This window comes from Rhizobium anhuiense, from assembly GCF_003985145.1.
Classification (GTDB): Bacteria; Pseudomonadota; Alphaproteobacteria; order Rhizobiales; family Rhizobiaceae; genus Rhizobium; species Rhizobium anhuiense.
Genome location: NZ_ML133547.1, coordinates 1 through 15,887, shown reverse-complemented (window position 1 = coordinate 15,887; position 15,887 = coordinate 1). Strand labels below are relative to the sequence as shown.

The 15,887-nt window shown below is 61.7% G+C and carries 13 protein-coding genes; 10 read left to right on the top strand and 3 right to left on the bottom strand.

Annotation, left to right across the window (positions count from 1 at the left end):
* Positions 1–349 precede the first annotated feature (349 nt).
* The 4 genes from EEQ99_RS33545 to EEQ99_RS33530 are packed head-to-tail and all read left to right on the top strand — an operon-like array spanning position 350 to position 2,708.
* Complete coding sequence (locus EEQ99_RS33545) at positions 350–1,126, top strand: ComF family protein (RefSeq protein ID WP_127431886.1); 777 nt, start codon at positions 350–352, stop codon at positions 1,124–1,126.
* A 31-nt stretch (positions 1,127–1,157) separates the two neighbouring features.
* Positions 1,158–1,415, top strand: a complete 258-nt coding sequence (gene grxC / locus EEQ99_RS33540; RefSeq protein WP_047619947.1) for a glutaredoxin 3 — start codon at positions 1,158–1,160, stop codon at positions 1,413–1,415.
* A gap of 10 nt (positions 1,416–1,425) precedes the next feature.
* Positions 1,426–2,283, top strand: a complete 858-nt coding sequence (locus tag EEQ99_RS33535; protein WP_127431885.1) for a carbon-nitrogen hydrolase family protein — start codon at positions 1,426–1,428, stop codon at positions 2,281–2,283.
* Positions 2,280–2,708, top strand: a complete 429-nt coding sequence (locus EEQ99_RS33530; RefSeq protein WP_047619951.1) for a DUF1178 family protein — start codon at positions 2,280–2,282, stop codon at positions 2,706–2,708. Before EEQ99_RS33535 ends, EEQ99_RS33530 begins: the two co-directional genes overlap by 4 nt.
* 55 nt (positions 2,709–2,763) lie before the next feature.
* On the opposite strand, the gene ubiG is transcribed toward EEQ99_RS33530, so the two are convergent.
* Complete coding sequence (gene ubiG, locus EEQ99_RS33525; RefSeq protein WP_047619973.1) at positions 2,764–3,510, bottom strand: bifunctional 2-polyprenyl-6-hydroxyphenol methylase/3-demethylubiquinol 3-O-methyltransferase UbiG; 747 nt, start codon at positions 3,508–3,510, stop codon at positions 2,764–2,766.
* Positions 3,511–3,808: 298 nt separating this feature from the next.
* Here ubiG and EEQ99_RS33520 point away from each other — a divergent pair, with 298 nt between their 5' ends.
* The 5 genes from EEQ99_RS33520 (at position 3,809) to EEQ99_RS33500 (ending at position 10,484) form a co-directional block, all read left to right on the top strand.
* Positions 3,809–5,083: an aspartate kinase gene (locus tag EEQ99_RS33520; protein WP_047619953.1), complete on the top strand. Its 1,275-nt coding sequence runs from the start codon at positions 3,809–3,811 to the stop codon at positions 5,081–5,083.
* Between the two features lie 89 nt (positions 5,084–5,172).
* Complete coding sequence (gene ptsP, locus EEQ99_RS33515) at positions 5,173–7,440, top strand: phosphoenolpyruvate--protein phosphotransferase (protein ID WP_047619955.1); 2,268 nt, start codon at positions 5,173–5,175, stop codon at positions 7,438–7,440.
* A gap of 29 nt (positions 7,441–7,469) precedes the next feature.
* Positions 7,470–8,549, top strand: coding sequence for a peptide chain release factor 1 (prfA, locus tag EEQ99_RS33510; protein WP_127431884.1), 1,080 nt, complete (start codon positions 7,470–7,472; stop codon positions 8,547–8,549).
* Positions 8,546–9,406, top strand: a complete 861-nt coding sequence (gene prmC / locus EEQ99_RS33505; RefSeq protein ID WP_127431883.1) for a peptide chain release factor N(5)-glutamine methyltransferase — start codon at positions 8,546–8,548, stop codon at positions 9,404–9,406. The genes prfA and prmC overlap by 4 nt, the downstream gene beginning before the upstream one ends.
* 343 nt (positions 9,407–9,749) lie before the next feature.
* Positions 9,750–10,484: a DUF4167 domain-containing protein gene (locus tag EEQ99_RS33500; RefSeq protein WP_063476311.1), complete on the top strand. Its 735-nt coding sequence runs from the start codon at positions 9,750–9,752 to the stop codon at positions 10,482–10,484.
* 48 nt (positions 10,485–10,532) lie between these two features.
* Here the strand turns inward: EEQ99_RS33500 and EEQ99_RS34835 are convergent, their stop codons facing one another.
* Positions 10,533–10,691 carry a hypothetical protein gene (locus EEQ99_RS34835; RefSeq protein ID WP_164736004.1) on the bottom strand — a complete coding sequence of 53 codons (159 nt, stop codon included), beginning with the start codon at positions 10,689–10,691 and terminating at the stop codon, positions 10,533–10,535.
* 44 nt (positions 10,692–10,735) lie between these two features.
* On the opposite strand from EEQ99_RS34835, the gene clpB reads away from it, so the two are divergent.
* Positions 10,736–13,336: an ATP-dependent chaperone ClpB gene (clpB, locus tag EEQ99_RS33495; protein ID WP_047619963.1), complete on the top strand. Its 2,601-nt coding sequence runs from the start codon at positions 10,736–10,738 to the stop codon at positions 13,334–13,336.
* A 113-nt stretch (positions 13,337–13,449) separates the two neighbouring features.
* On the opposite strand, the gene EEQ99_RS33490 is transcribed toward clpB, so the two are convergent.
* Positions 13,450–15,390 carry a M23 family metallopeptidase gene (locus tag EEQ99_RS33490; protein ID WP_028757565.1) on the bottom strand — a complete coding sequence of 647 codons (1,941 nt, stop codon included), beginning with the start codon at positions 15,388–15,390 and terminating at the stop codon, positions 13,450–13,452.
* Positions 15,391–15,887 lie beyond the last annotated feature (497 nt).

The following is a 15,887-nucleotide window of genomic DNA, read 5'->3' as shown; positions in this document are numbered from 1 at the left end:
AGATTGAAGCATTCTGCCGGAGCAGGTTTTCATCAGGGCAAAGGCGATTGGCGACGGACATACCCCTTGGTACGTCCGAGCCGATCGCCTCTGTCCTGGCGTAGAGATGCCCGGCCCACCGGCCGCACTGCTTCGCCATGCGAAGCAATAGGTGCGTCCGGCGATTCTAAAGTCCCGCAGATTTGCCTAGCAAATCTGCGGGAGGGTTGGCTGAAACGGGCCGGCTGATCGACCGGCCGGCTTGGCCGTAGAACTGGGCTACGACGCGCGCCGGCCGGTCGACCATCCGATTCCGTTTGAGCCAACAGAATGCTTCAATCTGACCAGGAAAGGCTCTAGTCTTAGCCGCATGGGCTCGATCGATTTCGAAAGACCGGCAGAGTTTTTGCGGGCGCATCTCTTGCGGCCGTTGTCGGCGCTTGCCGATTTCTTCTATCCGCCCGCCTGCTCCGTCTGCGGTATTTCCACAGGCGGCCATCGCGGGCTCTGCGCAAAATGCTGGTCCGGCATCCGCTTCATCGAACGGCCCTATTGCGAGGTGCTCGGCATTCCCTTCTCGCACGATCTCGGTGCCGGCATCCTCAGTGCCGAGGCGATTGCTGACCCGCCGCCCTTCGACCGGCTGCGGTCGGCTGCGACCCACGACCATGCGGTCCGCGATCTCGTGCATGGGCTGAAATATCGCGACCGTACCGATCTGGCGCCGATGATGGCCGCCTGGATGCTGCGCGCTTCCGACGGGGCGGTCGAAAGCTGCGATGCGCTGATCCCGGTGCCGCTGCATCGCACCCGCATGCTGGCGCGCAAGTTCAACCAGGCAGCCGAGCTTGCCCGCCATATGGCAAGGCTTTCGGGCAAGCCGCTGCTTGCAGCCACGCTTGTTCGCGTCAAGCGCACCAGCCAGCAGGTTGGCCTTGGCGCGAAGGCGCGCGAGGACAATGTCAGGGGCGCTTTCGCGATTGCCAAGGGTTGCGAAAACGACATTTTCGGCAAGCGCATCGTCCTCGTCGACGACGTCTATACAACGGGGGCGACGGTTGCTGCGGCAAGCCGGACATTGCGCAAGGCAGGTGCGGCCGAGATAACGGTTTTGACCTTTGCAAGGGCTCTCTCCGAGCCTATATGACAGAAATACCCGGCATCGGTCTGGAGAAATTATGGTACCCGTCACGATCTATACACGGCAGTTCTGCGGCTATTGCAGCCGCGCCAAGTCCCTTCTCGAAGAAAAGGGCGTCGACTACGTCGAACACGACGCAACCTTTTCGCCGGATCTTCGCCAGGAGATGATCGGCAAGTCGAACGGCCGCACCACCTTTCCGCAGATCTTCATCGGCGCCGATCATGTCGGCGGTTGCGACGATCTCTTCGCGCTCGATCGGGCCGGCAAGCTCGATCCGATGCTGGCGGCCTGAGGACAAATCGATGAGCTTCAAGGCCGCCGCCATCCAGATGTGTTCCGGGGTCGATCCGGTGAAAAACGCCGCAGCCATGGCGCGGCTGGCGCGCGAGGCTGCCGCAGAGGGCGCGATCTATGTGCAGACGCCGGAGATGACCGGCATGTTGCAGCGCGATCGCGCGGCGGCGCGCGCCGTTCTTGCTGACGAGGCGCATGACATCATCGTCAAGACCGGCTCGGAGCTCGCCGCCGAACTCGGCATCCACGTGCATGTCGGCTCGACGGCAATCGCCCTTGCCGACGGCAAAATCGCCAATCGCGGTTTCCTCTTCGGTCCCGACGGCCGAATCCTCAATCGCTACGACAAGATCCATATGTTCGACGTCGACCTCGACAATGGCGAGAGCTGGCGTGAAAGTGCCGCCTATACGGCCGGCTCGGAGGCCCGTGTCCTGTCGCTGCCCTTTGCCGAAATGGGTTTTACGATCTGCTACGACGTGCGGTTTCCCACGCTCTTCCGCGCCCAGGCGATTGCCGGCGCCGAGGTGATGACGGTTCCCGCCGCCTTCACCAAACAGACCGGCGAGGCGCATTGGGAGATTCTGCTCAGGGCACGCGCGATCGAGAACGGTGTCTTCGTCATCGCCGCCGCACAGGCCGGCCGGCATGAGGACGGCCGCGAGACTTTTGGCCATTCGATGATCATCGATCCCTGGGGCACGGTGCTGGCGTCGGCCGGCGCCACCGGCGAGGCCATTATCGTTGCCGAGATCGATCCCAGTGCGGTCAAAACCGCGCATGATAAGATCCCGAACCTGAGGAATGGCCGGGAATTCTCGGTCGAGAAGATTGCGGGGGCAGTCGCAGGAGGCGTCGCCGCTTGATCCGCTATTCTCTCACCTGTGACAATGCCCATGAATTCGAAGGCTGGTTTTCCGAAAGCGCCGATTTCGACCGTCAGGTCGCGACCGGCTTCCTGACCTGCCCCGTCTGTCATTCCGCTGCTATTTCCAAGCTGTTGATGGCGCCTTCGGTGTCGACGGCGCGGAAGAAGGACGAGATCCAGACATTGGCGATGGATGCCATGCGCCAGGAGGCCCTGCGGAAGCTGAAAGAGGCGGTCGCGGCCGTCAAGGCCAATTCCGAGGATGTCGGCACGCAGTTTCCCGAGGAAGCCCGCAAGATCCATTATGGCGAGGCGGATGCCCGCGGCATCATTGGCCAGGCGACTTTCGACGAGGCGCAGGCACTCCTCGAAGAGGGCATCGAGATCGCAGCCATTCCGGTTTTGCCGGAAGACGTGAACTGACGCAGTCCGCGCGGCCTGCTGCAATGGCTACCTGCATGTGGCGCCTGCCCTGGACTTACGCCGGCCGCTTTGCCAGCAGCATATAATTGACGTCCATATCCTTGGACAGGTTCCATTGGTTCGACAGTGGGTTGAAGAAGACGCCGGTGCGGTCGGTGATCTCGAGGCCGCTTGCGGCCAGCGGCTTTTCCAGCTCTTCCGGGCGCACCAGCTTTTCATATTGATGCGTGCCGCGCGGCAGCCAGCGTAGAATGTTTTCGGCGGCGAAGATGGCGAGCGCGGCCGCCTTCATCGTGCGGTTGATGGTGGCAACGAAAATCAGACCGCCGGGGCGGACCATTTTCGCGCAGGTCGTCATGAAAAATTCGACGTCGGCGACGTGTTCGACCACTTCCATGTTCAAGACGATATCGAAGGTCTCGCCGGCGTCGGCGAGCTCCTCGGCAGTGACAGCGCGATAGTCGACCGAAACGCCTGATGCCTTGGCATGGGTAGAGGCGATGCCGATATTCTTCTCGGACGGATCGGCGCCGGTGACGGAGGCGCCCATGCGGGCGACAGGTTCGGACAGGAGGCCGCCGCCGCAGCCGATATCGAGCACCCGCAGGCCTTCGAGCGGGCGGGCGCTTTTCGGATCACGGCCGAAATTCTCGCAGGCCTTGTCTCTTATATAGGTAAGCCGGACGGGATTGAACTTGTGTAGCGGCCTGAACTTGCCGGTCGGGCTCCACCATTCCGCCGCCATCGCCGAGAAGCGGTCCACTTCGCCCTGGTCGATCGTGCTTCTGGCGCCTTCCGTCATCGTCCACTCCTTCATTCGCTCAATGTGAAGTCGGACGATCGACGGCATAAGTCAAGGGGCGTGGATCAGCGGACTGACGAGCGCGGAGCCGCTCGCCAACAGCTTTTATCGCGTGCGCTTGCCTACCCCCGCCAAACTCGCTAAGAGACGCCGCAACTTGGGGCCTTTTGGGGCCTGGGCTTTTAGAGCGGTTCCAGAAGTTGGGAATCCGGCTCTTTGGCCAGGCGGTCCGCCCCAGAGCTTTCGTGATGCCGGGTTCGGTTTTCCGCTGTCCCGGCGCCAGTCGTGGTAGAGGCATATGGCACGCATCGTAATGAAATTCGGCGGCACATCCGTCGCTGACCTGGACCGCATCAAGAACGTTGCCCGCCACGTAAAACGCGAAGTCGATGCCGGGCACGAGGTGGCGGTGGTCGTCTCGGCCATGTCCGGCAAGACCAATGAACTGGTCGGCTGGGTGCAAGGCACGCCGAAGGTGATCGGTGCCAATTCTCCGTTTTACGATGCGCGGGAATATGATGCGGTGGTCGCATCCGGCGAGCAGGTGACCTCCGGGCTGCTGGCGATCGCATTGCAGGCGATGGATATCAATGCGCGGTCCTGGCAGGGATGGCAGATCCCGATCCACACCGACAACGCTCATGGCGCGGCGCGGATCATGGAGATTGACGGCTCCGACATCGTCAAGCGGATGGGCGAGGGGCAGGTTGCCGTCATCGCCGGTTTCCAGGGTTTGGGACCCGACAACCGTATCGCGACGCTCGGGCGCGGCGGATCGGACACGTCCGCCGTCGCGATCGCGGCAGCTGTCAAAGCGGATCGCTGCGATATCTATACCGATGTCGACGGCGTCTACACCACCGACCCGCGTATCGTGCCGAAGGCGCGCAGGCTGAAGAAGATCGCTTTCGAGGAAATGCTGGAAATGGCCTCGCTCGGCGCCAAGGTGCTGCAGGTGCGCTCGGTCGAGCTTGCCATGGTGCACAAGGTGCGCACCTTCGTGCGCTCGTCATTCGAAGATCCCGATGCTCCGGGCATGGGCGATCTGTTGAACCCGCCCGGAACGCTGATTTGTGACGAGGATGAAATCGTGGAACAGGAAGTAGTCACCGGCATCGCCTATGCCAAGGATGAGGCTCAGATCTCGCTTCGCCGTCTTGCCGACCGGCCTGGCGTTTCCGCAGCGATCTTCGGACCGCTCGCCGAATCCCATATCAATGTCGACATGATCGTCCAGAATATCTCCGAGGACGGGTCGAAGACCGACATGACCTTCACCGTCCCTTCAGGCGACGTCGAGAAGGCGATCAAGGTGCTCGGCGACCATAAGGAGAAGATCGGCTACGATGTCGTGCAGAACGAATCGGGGCTGGTGAAAGTATCGGTCATCGGCATCGGCATGCGCAGCCACGCGGGCGTTGCCGCGACCGCATTTCGTGCACTTGCCGAAAAAGGCATCAACATCAAGGCGATCACGACCTCCGAGATCAAGATTTCCATCCTGATCGACGGTCCCTATGCAGAACTCGCTGTCAGGACTTTGCATTCCTGCTACGGTCTGGATAAGAATTGATTCCCAGTGGGCGGCCTGCCCCTTCAGGTTGAGGAGACGAGGGCCGGCCCGCCGGGACTGAGTGCGTTGTTTCGGGAGCTTGAGACGCCATGAGAGACCTTTCCGGCGGTCCACGCGTGCTGCTCAGGCGGCTGCGCGAGTTGATGGCGGAGCCGCTGGAGCCGCAGGATCGTCTTGACCGGATCGTCCGCCAGATCGCCGGCAACATGGTGGCGGAAGTCTGCTCTGTCTACGTGCTGCGCGCCGACGGCGTCCTCGAACTCTATGCAACCGAAGGTCTCAACCGCGAGGCCGTGCATCTGGCGCAACTGAAGATGGGGCAGGGCCTCGTCGGCACGATCGCAGCCTCGGCCCAGCCGCTGAACCTTTCCGACGCGCAGTCACACCCTGCTTTCCGTTACCTGCCGGAAACGGGCGAAGAGATCTACCATTCCTTCCTTGGTGTGCCGATTCTCCGAACCGGGCGCTCGCTCGGCGTTCTCGTCGTCCAGAACAAGGCGAGCCGCAACTATCGCGAGGAAGAGCTGGAAGCGCTCGAGACGACGGCGATGGTGCTGGCCGAGATGATCGCCACCGGCGAGCTCAAGAAGATCACCAAGCCGGGCCTCGAACTCGACCTGACGCGTTCGGTGACCGTCGACGGCGACACCTATAATGACGGCATCGGCCTCGGTTACGTCGTGCTGCACGAGCCGCGCATCGTCGTCACCAACCTGCTCAACGAGGATGCCGAGAAGGAAATCCGACGGCTGGCCGAAGCCATGGGCTCGCTCCGGATCTCGATCGACGACATGCTGTCGCGTCGCGACGTGTCGATGGAAGGCGAACACCGCGAGGTGCTCGAAACCTATCGTATGTTCGCGCATGATCAGGGCTGGGTGCGCAAGCTCGAGGAGGCGATCCGCAACGGCCTGACGGCGGAAGCGGCGGTCGAGAAGGTGCAGAGCGATACCAAGGCGCGGATGATGCGCCTGACGGATCCGTATCTGCGCGAACGCATGCACGATTTCGAGGATCTGGCGAACCGGCTGCTCAGACAGTTGACGGGTTATACCGGGCGGACGACGGCCGAGGGTTTCCCCAGCGACGCGGTTATTCTGGCGCGCGCCATGGGGGCGGCAGAACTGCTCGATTATCCACGTGCCAATGTGCGCGGGCTGGTGCTGGAAGAAGGCGCGGTGACGAGCCATGTGGTGATCGTCGCGCGCGCCATGGGCATTCCGGTCATCGGCCAGGCAGCCGGCGTCGTGGCGCTCGCCGAGAACGGCGATGCCGTGATCATCGATGCCGACGAGGGGCATGTGCATCTGCGGCCGATGGCCGATCATCGGCGTTCCTACGAGGAAAAGGTCCGCTTCCGTGCCAGACGGCAGGAGCAGTTCCGGGCGCTGCGCGCCGTCGAGCCGGTGACGAAGGATGGGCAGCGGATCGCGCTGATGATGAATGCGGGGCTGCTGGTCGACCTGCCGCAGCTTTCGGAATCGGGCGCCGAGGGCATCGGCCTCTTCCGCACCGAACTGCAGTTCATGATCGCCTCCACCATGCCGAAGGCGGATGAGCAGGAGCAGTTCTATCGCAATGTGATAAAACAGGCGGCGGGCCGCCCCGTCACCTTCCGCACGCTGGATATCGGCGGCGACAAGGTCGTGCCCTATTTCCGCGGCCATGAGGAAGAAAATCCCGCCCTTGGCTGGCGCGCCATCCGGCTATCGCTCGATCGGCCGGGACTATTGCGCACCCAGCTGCGCGCCCTATTGAAGGCGTCGGCCGACACCGAACTGAAGCTGATGGTGCCGATGGTGACCGAGGTTTCGGAGCTGAAGATCGTGCGCGAGCTGTTGCAGAAGGAAGTGCAGCACCTCTCGCGCTTCGGTCACGGGTTGCCGCGCAAGCTGCAATTCGGAGCGATGCTGGAGGTGCCTGCACTGCTCTGGCAGCTTGACGAACTGATGGAGGCGGTGGATTTCGTTTCGGTCGGTTCGAACGACCTCTTCCAGTTCTCGATGGCGGTCGATCGCGGCAATGCGCGGGTCTCGGATCGCTTCGATCCGCTCGGCAAACCATTCTTGCGCATCCTGCGCGATATCGTGCGCGGGGCGGATCGGAACAAGACGCCGGTGACGCTCTGCGGCGAACTCGCCAGCAAACCGATCTCGGCGATGGCGCTGCTCGGCATCGGCTTCCGCTCGATCTCGATGTCGCCGGCCTCGATCGGACCGGTGAAGGCGATGCTGCTCGGGCTCGATGTCGGGGCGCTGGCCAAGGTGATGGACGAGGTGCTGGACGATCACCACGCCGTGATGCCGATGCGCGAGGTGCTTGCCCGCTTCGCCGAGAGCCACAATATTCCCCTTTAGACAGAGATTAAGAAGAATCGGAGTGAAGGGTGGCGAAGCTTCCCGTTGAAAAAATGCGCGAGCTGGAGCGCCGTTTCGGCGAGATCGAGGCGCGCATGTCGGCTGGCCCGGCTGCCGATGTCTATGTGAAGCTCGCATCCGAATATTCCGAGCTGCAGGCCGTCGTGACGCAGATCCGCGCCTATGAGAAGGCGGTCGCCGAGCTTGCCGATCTCGAAACGCTGCTGGCGGATAAATCGGTCGATCGCGAGATGCGCGACCTCGCCGAGCTGGAACTGCCGGAGGTGAAAGAGCAGATCGAGACGCTCGAACAGGACATGCAGATCCTGCTTTTGCCGAAGGATGCAGCGGACGAAAAGAGTGCGATCCTCGAAATCCGCGCCGGCACCGGCGGCTCGGAAGCGGCCCTTTTTGCCGGCGATCTCTTTCGCATGTACGAGCGTTTCGCCGCGGAAAAGGGCTGGAAGGTGGAAGTTCTCTCGGCAAGCGAGGGCGAAGCCGGCGGCTATAAGGAAATCATCGCGACGATCACCGGCAGGGGCGTTTTCGCCAAACTGAAATTCGAATCCGGCGTACATCGCGTGCAGCGCGTGCCGGAAACCGAGGCGGGCGGACGCATCCATACGTCGGCGGCAACGGTTGCGGTGTTGCCGGAGGCCGAGGAGATCGACATCGAGATCCGGCCGGAGGATATCCGCATCGATACGATGCGCTCTTCGGGTGCGGGCGGCCAGCACGTCAATACGACGGACTCGGCGGTGCGCATCACCCACCTGCCGAGCGGCATCGTCGTCACCAGCTCGGAAAAGTCGCAACACCAGAACCGCGCCAAGGCGATGCAGGTGCTGCGCTCCAGGCTCTACGATGCCGAGCGGCAGCGGGCTGACAGCGAGCGCTCTGCCGATCGCAAGAGCCAGGTCGGCTCCGGCGACCGCTCGGAACGCATCCGCACCTATAATTTCCCGCAGGGTCGGGTGACGGACCATCGCATCAACCTGACACTCTACAAGCTCGACCGGATGATGGAAGGCGAGATCGAGGAGGTCGTCGATGCGCTGATGGCCGATTACCAGGCAAGCCAGCTGGCACAGCTCGGCGAACAGCAATGAGCTCGACGATCGCCGATATGCTTGCCGAAGCGCGCCGTTGCTTCACCGAAGCAGGTATCGTCGATCCGGCGACCGATGCGCGGCTGCTGGTCGCGGGCCTTCTGAAATTGTCGCCGACCGAGCTGTTGACGCGATCGGCCGAGAGACTTTCTCCCGAGCGGTCCGAGCTGATCTTCAAGGCGGTGGAGCGGCGGCTCGGCCATGAGCCGGTGCATCGCATTCTCGGCGAGCGGGAGTTCTACGGCTTGCCGCTTCGGCTCTCGGCGGAAACGCTGGAGCCGCGGCCGGATACAGAAATCCTGGTCGATACGGTGCTCGGCTATCTCCGCAACCTTGCAAAAGCTGAAGGCGGTCTCCATATCCTTGATCTAGGAACCGGGACCGGGGCAATATGCCTTGCGCTTTTGAGCGAGTGTCCTGATGCGTCAGGTGTCGGCAGCGACATATCGGCGGATGCGCTTTTGACGGCAAGATCGAATGCAGAAAGAAACGGATTGCTGGATCGGTTTCAGGCCATACAGTCGAGATGGTTCGAGAGCATCGAAGGGTCCTTTCACGCGATTGTCTCAAATCCGCCCTATATTGCGTCCAATGTCATTCACGATCTCGCTCCCGAAGTGACGAAATTTGATCCGCTTGCGGCCCTGGATGGCGGCCCGGATGGGCTTGACGCCTACAAAGCCATAGCCAAGGATGCGGCAAGGTTCATGAGACCCGATGGGTTCGTCGGACTGGAGATCGGCTACGATCAGCGAAACGATGTGACGGCGATCTTTGAAGCGAAAGGCTTCAAGTGCCTCAAATCCGTGAAAGATTATGGTCAGAACGACAGGGTGCTCGTGTTCGCGCTCGCGTGACAGGCGATAATTGCTGCACTGGACAGGACATTATTGTTATTGCGAAGAAAAGGCTTGGATTTCCCAGGGAAGCAATATAGGTTGCGGTTACGTGTTGGGCAGATAGGAATGAACGAGATTCGTTCGGTACTTGGTTTGCCTCGGGGGTCCGCTCTTTTAAATGAGAGTTTCAACGGTTGAACACGACCCAATGCGTGAATCAGTCAAACTGACTTGAGAACCAAGCGGCAGGTCGGCGCAAAGGCGCAGTATGCTCGCGGCACAAAGGTCCTGACCCGGTTTTCCGGTCATGGCGGTTGGTGCCATGTATCCATCACAAACAGAGAATTCAGGTGAACGATCTATGAGGCCAGGACAGCAGAACAAGCGCGGTCGAGGGCGTGGTAACAACAATAATAACAACGGCGGCGGTGGAAATAACAATAACAACAATTTCAACCGCAAGGGCGGCAATCCGCTGACCCGGACCTATGACAGCTCCGGCCCCGATGTGAAGATTCGCGGTACTGCGCAGCATATCGCCGAAAAATACGCGCAACTCGCCCGCGACGCGCAAAGTTCCGGCGACCGCGTGATTGCCGAGAACTATCTCCAGCACGCCGAACATTACAATCGTATCATCGCCAGCGCCCAGGCGCAGATGCAGGAGCGCTTCCAGCGCGACGATCGCGGCGATTACAATGATCGCGACGGCGCGGACCGCGACGGCGACGATATGGATAGCAACGACAATGACGGTGACGACGTCGTTATCGTCCAGCCGCCGCAGAGCAGGCAGCATCAGCCGCGGCCGCAGCCTGAGTCCCAGCCCCAGCCGACTCCTGCTCCGGCGCCGGTAGTGTCCCAGGCCGAGGTCATCGATGGAACCGGCCCGCAGCCGGAGATCGAAGGCATACCGGCCGAAGTCGCCATGGACGAGGAAGGTTCGGGCGGCCAGCCGCGCGAACGCCAGCCTCGCCGTCGCAGCACCGGCAACCGTCCCCGTCGCCCGCGTCGCGGCGCAGAAGGGGAAGCTGCTGCTGAAGGCGAGGGTGCCTCTGCCGAGGCGCCGGTGCTGGCCGACGTCGCATCGGAATGAGGATTTCGCCTCTCCTTCAGGGGAGAGCGTGAGGTTCATGCCATCTGCTCAAATTGCCTTTAAAATCCCCGGTCTCGCGCCGGGGATTTTCGTTTTATGGGCTTTAAACTCGCAGAACAGGCTACCATATTCTCCTCGAACTGCTTCGCCCGAAATCCCAGACGGGCAAAGCGCGGCCTGCCTTTTCAGGGGGTCGATCTCAATCATCGGTCTGCGCCTCGTCAGGGCAGGGCGATCCATGGAGGTAGAATATGAATATCGAGAAATATTCCGAGCGGGTGCGCGGTTTCATCCAGTCCGCCCAGACTTATGCGCTGGCGCAAGGTCACCAGCAATTCACGCCCGAACATGTGCTGAAAGTCCTGCTCGACGACGATCAGGGCATGGCGGCCTCGCTGATCGAGCGCGCCGGCGGCGATGCCAAGGCGGCCCGCCTTGCCAACGACGCGGCTTTGGCCAAGCTGCCGAAAATTTCCGGCGGCAACGGCAACATCTATCTTGCGCAACCGCTTGCCAAGGTACTTTCAACAGCTGAAGAGGCGGCGAAGAAGGCCGGCGACAGTTTCGTCACCGTCGAGCGCCTGCTGCAGGCGCTGGCGATCGAATCCTCGGCCTCGACCTTTTCGACGCTGAAGAATTCAGGCGTGACGGCTCAGGGCCTCAACCAAGTCATCAATGACATCCGCAAGGGCCGGACGGCGGATTCCTCCAATGCGGAGCAGGGTTTCGATTCGCTGAAGAAGTTCGCACGCGATCTCACCGCCGAAGCCCGCGAGGGCAAGCTCGACCCGGTGATCGGCCGCGACGACGAAATCCGCCGCACCATCCAGGTGCTTTCGCGCCGCACCAAGAACAATCCTGTGCTGATCGGCGAACCCGGTGTCGGCAAGACGGCGATCGTCGAAGGCCTGGCGCTGCGCATCGTCAACGGCGACGTGCCGGAATCGCTCAAGGACAAGAAGCTGATGGCGCTCGACATGGGCGCGCTGATTGCCGGTGCGAAATACCGCGGCGAATTCGAGGAGCGGCTGAAGGCCGTACTCAACGAAGTGCAGGCGGAGAACGGCGAGATCATCCTGTTCATTGACGAGATGCACACGCTGGTCGGCGCCGGCAAGGCGGATGGGGCGATGGACGCCTCCAACCTCTTGAAACCCGCCCTTGCCCGCGGTGAGCTGCATTGCGTCGGCGCGACCACGCTTGATGAATATCGCAAACATGTCGAGAAGGATCCGGCCCTTGCCCGCCGCTTCCAACCCGTCGTCGTTGACGAACCGACGGTCGAAGACACGATCTCGATCCTGCGCGGCCTGAAGGAAAAATACGAGCAGCATCACAAGGTGCGCATCGCCGATGCGGCGCTGGTGGCCGCGGCGACACTTTCCAACCGCTATATCACCGACCGTTTCCTGCCCGACAAGGCGATCGACCTGATGGACGAAGCGGCAGCGCGGCTGCGCATGCAGGTGGATTCCAAGCCGGAAGAGCTCGATGAACTCGACCGCCGCATCATCCAGCTGAAGATCGAACGCGAGGCCCTGAAGAAGGAAACCGACATTGCCTCGGCCGACCGGCTGAAGCGGCTGGAGACCGAACTCACCGACCTCGAAGAAGAGGCCGATGCGCTGACGGCCCGCTGGCAGGCGGAAAAGCAGAAGCTCGGCCTTGCCGCCGATCTCAAGAAGCAGCTCGACGATGCCCGTAACGAACTGGCGATCGCCCAGCGCAAAGGCGAGTTCCAGCGTGCCGGCGAGCTGACTTACGGCGTCATTCCGGATCTCGAAAAGCAGCTCGTCGATGCCGAGAAGCAGGATGGCGATCGCGGCCCGATGGTGCAGGAGGTGGTAAGCCCCGACAATATCGCTCACGTCGTTTCCCGCTGGACCGGCATTCCGGTCGACAGGATGCTGGAGGGCGAACGCGACAAGCTGCTGCGGATGGAAGACGAATTGGCGAAATCGGTGATCGGCCAGGGTGATGCGGTTCAGGCCGTGTCGCGCGCCGTCCGCCGCGCGCGCGCCGGCCTGCAGGATCCGAACCGGCCGATCGGCTCGTTCATCTTCCTCGGTCCGACCGGCGTCGGCAAGACGGAGCTCACCAAGGCGCTCGCCCGCTTCCTCTTCGACGACGAAACGGCGATGGTGCGCATGGATATGTCGGAATATATGGAGAAACACTCCGTTGCCCGTCTGATCGGCGCGCCTCCCGGCTATGTCGGTTATGACGAAGGCGGAGCGCTGACGGAAGCCGTGCGCCGCAGGCCCTATCAGGTCGTGCTGTTCGACGAGATCGAAAAGGCGCATCCCGACGTCTTCAACATCCTGCTGCAGGTGCTGGACGACGGACGCCTGACGGACGGCCAGGGCCGGACCGTCGATTTCCGCAACACGATGATCATCATGACCTCGAACCTCGGTGCCGAATATCTGACGCAGCTGAGGGACGGCGACGACAGCGATACGGTTCGCGAGCAGGTGATGGAGGTCGTGCGCGGGCATTTCCGGCCGGAATTCCTGAACCGCATCGACGAGATCATCCTCTTCCATCGCCTGAAACGTGAGGAGATGGGCGCGATCGTCGATATCCAGCTGAAACGGCTGGTGGCTCTGCTTTCCGAGCGCAAGATCGTCATCGATCTCGACGAAGACGCCCGCCATTGGCTGGCGAACAAGGGTTATGATCCGGTCTACGGCGCAAGGCCGCTGAAGCGGGTGATCCAGAAGTTCGTGCAGGATCCGCTCGCCGAGCAGATCCTGTCCGGCCAGGTGCCGGACGGATCGACGGTGAAGGTGACGAGCGGTTCGGACCGGCTGCAGTTCAAGACGCAGCAGACGGTGAGCGAAGCGGCGTAAACCGGTTTGCGGATGAATGAGGAATGGCGGCTTCGGCCGCCATTTTTCGTCTGGGGTGCGATCGGCGACCGGGATGACCAGCGTGTAGGCAGTTCAAAGGACGCTGTCGGAGATTATTTGCTGGCCACCTGGTCTGACGTCTGGTTGTTCAGCAGCGTATCGATGCGCTTGCGCTCGTCCTCGAATTTCGCCAGCGCCTCGCCCTGCAGCGATTTGCCGCCCGGCAGACGGATGCGCAGCGGGTCGACCTTCGTGCCGTTGACGATCAATTCGTAATGCAGATGCGGGCCGGTGGATTCGCCTGTGGTGCCGACCCAGCCGATCACCTGGCCCTGGCGGATCTTGGCGCCGGGGACGACGCCCTTGGCGATGGCGCTCTGGTGGTTGTAGGAGGATTCATAGCCGTTGGCATGGCGGATAATCGTCTGGTTGCCGTAACCGCCGGAATCCCAGCCGGCTTTCTCGACCGTGCCGTTGCCGGCGGCGATGATCGCCGTGCCGCGCGGCGCTGCCCAATCGACACCTGTGTGCATGCGGGCGAAACCGAGGATCGGGTGACGGCGCATGCCGAAGCCCGATTTGAAGATGCCGTTCGGAACCGGGTTGCGTAGCAGGAACTGGCGGATGCTCTTGCCGTTCTCGTCGAAATAATCGACCGTGCCGTCATCGGGATCCTGGAAGCGATAGAAGCGCGTCTGCGTATCGCCGAAACGGGCGTTGACGTAGAGCAGTTCGGAATCCTCGGTCGCCTGGCCGGCGCTGTCGGCGACGGAGAAGAAGGCCTCGAGACTGTCGGTCGTCCTTAGCTGCGCCTGGAAATCGACGTTGCTGGCGAGCAGCTTGATGATCAGCGCCGTCATATCCTTGGTCATGCCGTAGGAAAGGGCAGCGCGATAGATGCCGTCATAGACGCGCGGCAGGTTCTGGCCGGGAGGCGGCGCGAAGGAATTATCATCGAAAGCGGTGGCGATGGCATCCAGCATCGGCGGCTCGCTGCCGGGCACGTATCTGCCCTTGTCGTCGACGGCCACGGTGACGAGATGGCGCGTGCCGCGATAGACGCTGGCGCGGATGATCTTGGCCTGTTCGCCCTTCTGAATGATGCCGATGCGCAGCACGTCGCCCTTATCGAGATCGGTGGACCCCAGTTGCTGCGAGATAAAGCCGGCAATGCCATCGGCATATTGCTGCGGATAGCCTGAATCCGTCAGCGCCTTGGCGATCGGCGTGTCGATGCGCACCGGCAGGATGTCGTCGGCGAACTCTTCGGTCTGCGGTGTGATCGATTCCGATGCGGAGACCGTCATGTTCTGTTCGAGCACACGGGCGGACAGGCCGGCGGTCAGATCGACATCGGCATCCTCGTTGGAGAAACGGCGCGGATCGACGTAATAAAGCGCTGCGAGCTGCGTGTTGCCGTCGGTCAGCACCGAGCCGTTGGAGCGTACGTTCTCTTCGACCTCTTCGAGCGACAGGCCGGACGCCATCTGCATGCTGGTCTTGCCGGTTGGGAAGGGAATGGTCTTCAGGCTGACTTCGGATTCGACGTCGGAGCCGTAAAGCGCGCCGGTGCGGCTTTGCGGGGCGGGTTGCGGCTCGTCGGCGGAAAAGATCGCCAGGGGATCGAAGTCCGGATAGTCCTCGGTCGCCACGTGGTTAGCGGCCAGCGTCATCTTCACATGCGCGAAGGGCTGGCGGCGCACGACTTCCTTTTCGCCGTCATGGACGACGGTCGAAACTTCCATGATGGCACGGTCGGACGGTTTTGCGGCGATGGCGGGCGCGATCAGCCGGCCGCCGCGGACCACTGTCGTATCCTCATGCGCGTCTGTCGCGGCACTTGCATAGGCTTCGGCGGGGATCGCCAGCTGCTGGCGCCCGTCAAGGGCGGCAAAAAGGGCGACACCCATGAGCACGGACGATGTGATGCCGGTGAGGAACGTGCCCGAGAGCCAGCGCAGGGAAACTTCGCGCCGGTCGGGCGCGCGTCTGCCGTCGGCCAGAAGCGGAGGCTCGTTGCCCAACGAGCGGATCATCATTTTCTCCGTCATCATGGCAGTCGGGTCCGCGTCCTTACATCAGGCGTCTCAGAGAGCATTTCTTAGCCATCCTGGCTGGGGCGAAAGATGTGCATATTTTAAGCATGGAAGTCAAATCACCCGGGAAAAGGCAGTCTGCCTGCATTTGCCTGTGTGAATCGTGTGTCTCTTAAGACCAGCAGATTGTGATGATGTCGGGGCGCAGGAGACAAAAGAGCGTTCTTTCCACGAAAAGTCGAAAGACGTTCATCTTTTCCTGAGGGTTTAAGGCCGATCGGAATCCGGGAAATGACCGCATCTGGGTGCCTCCCGGAATTCTATCTGGAAAAACAACGACATGAAAGAAATATCACTTTTTTCGAAATGGCCTGTTGACTGCTTGGGAGGGTTAGTTCTATAAGCCCCCTCACTGAACGAGGGCGGCGGCGCTGCTGGCGACGAAGTCTTTCGTTCTAAAGAACCTCAAGCGGATTGGCGGATTGCTGGTTTGTGTTCTGGGCGCGAGTTTGGAA

Bases quoted from the DNA above. Each gene is read 5' to 3' on its own strand.
- grxC (WP_047619947.1), top strand. From the start codon at position 1,158: ATGGTACCCGTCACGATCTATACACGGCAGTTCTGCGGCTATTGCAGC.
- clpB (WP_047619963.1), top strand. From the start codon at position 10,736: ATGAATATCGAGAAATATTCCGAGCGGGTGCGCGGTTTCATCCAGTCC.
- EEQ99_RS33490 (WP_028757565.1), bottom strand. From the start codon at position 15,390: ATGATGACGGAGAAAATGATGATCCGCTCGTTGGGCAACGAGCCTCCG.
- EEQ99_RS33535 (WP_127431885.1), top strand. From the start codon at position 1,426: ATGAGCTTCAAGGCCGCCGCCATCCAGATGTGTTCCGGGGTCGATCCG.
- EEQ99_RS33500 (WP_063476311.1), top strand. From the start codon at position 9,750: ATGAGGCCAGGACAGCAGAACAAGCGCGGTCGAGGGCGTGGTAACAAC.
- prmC (WP_127431883.1), top strand. From the start codon at position 8,546: ATGAGCTCGACGATCGCCGATATGCTTGCCGAAGCGCGCCGTTGCTTC.
- ptsP (WP_047619955.1), top strand. From the start codon at position 5,173: ATGAGAGACCTTTCCGGCGGTCCACGCGTGCTGCTCAGGCGGCTGCGC.
- ubiG (WP_047619973.1), bottom strand. From the start codon at position 3,510: ATGACGGAAGGCGCCAGAAGCACGATCGACCAGGGCGAAGTGGACCGC.
- EEQ99_RS34835 (WP_164736004.1), bottom strand. From the start codon at position 10,691: ATGATTGAGATCGACCCCCTGAAAAGGCAGGCCGCGCTTTGCCCGTCT.
- EEQ99_RS33520 (WP_047619953.1), top strand. From the start codon at position 3,809: ATGGCACGCATCGTAATGAAATTCGGCGGCACATCCGTCGCTGACCTG.
- EEQ99_RS33545 (WP_127431886.1), top strand. From the start codon at position 350: ATGGGCTCGATCGATTTCGAAAGACCGGCAGAGTTTTTGCGGGCGCAT.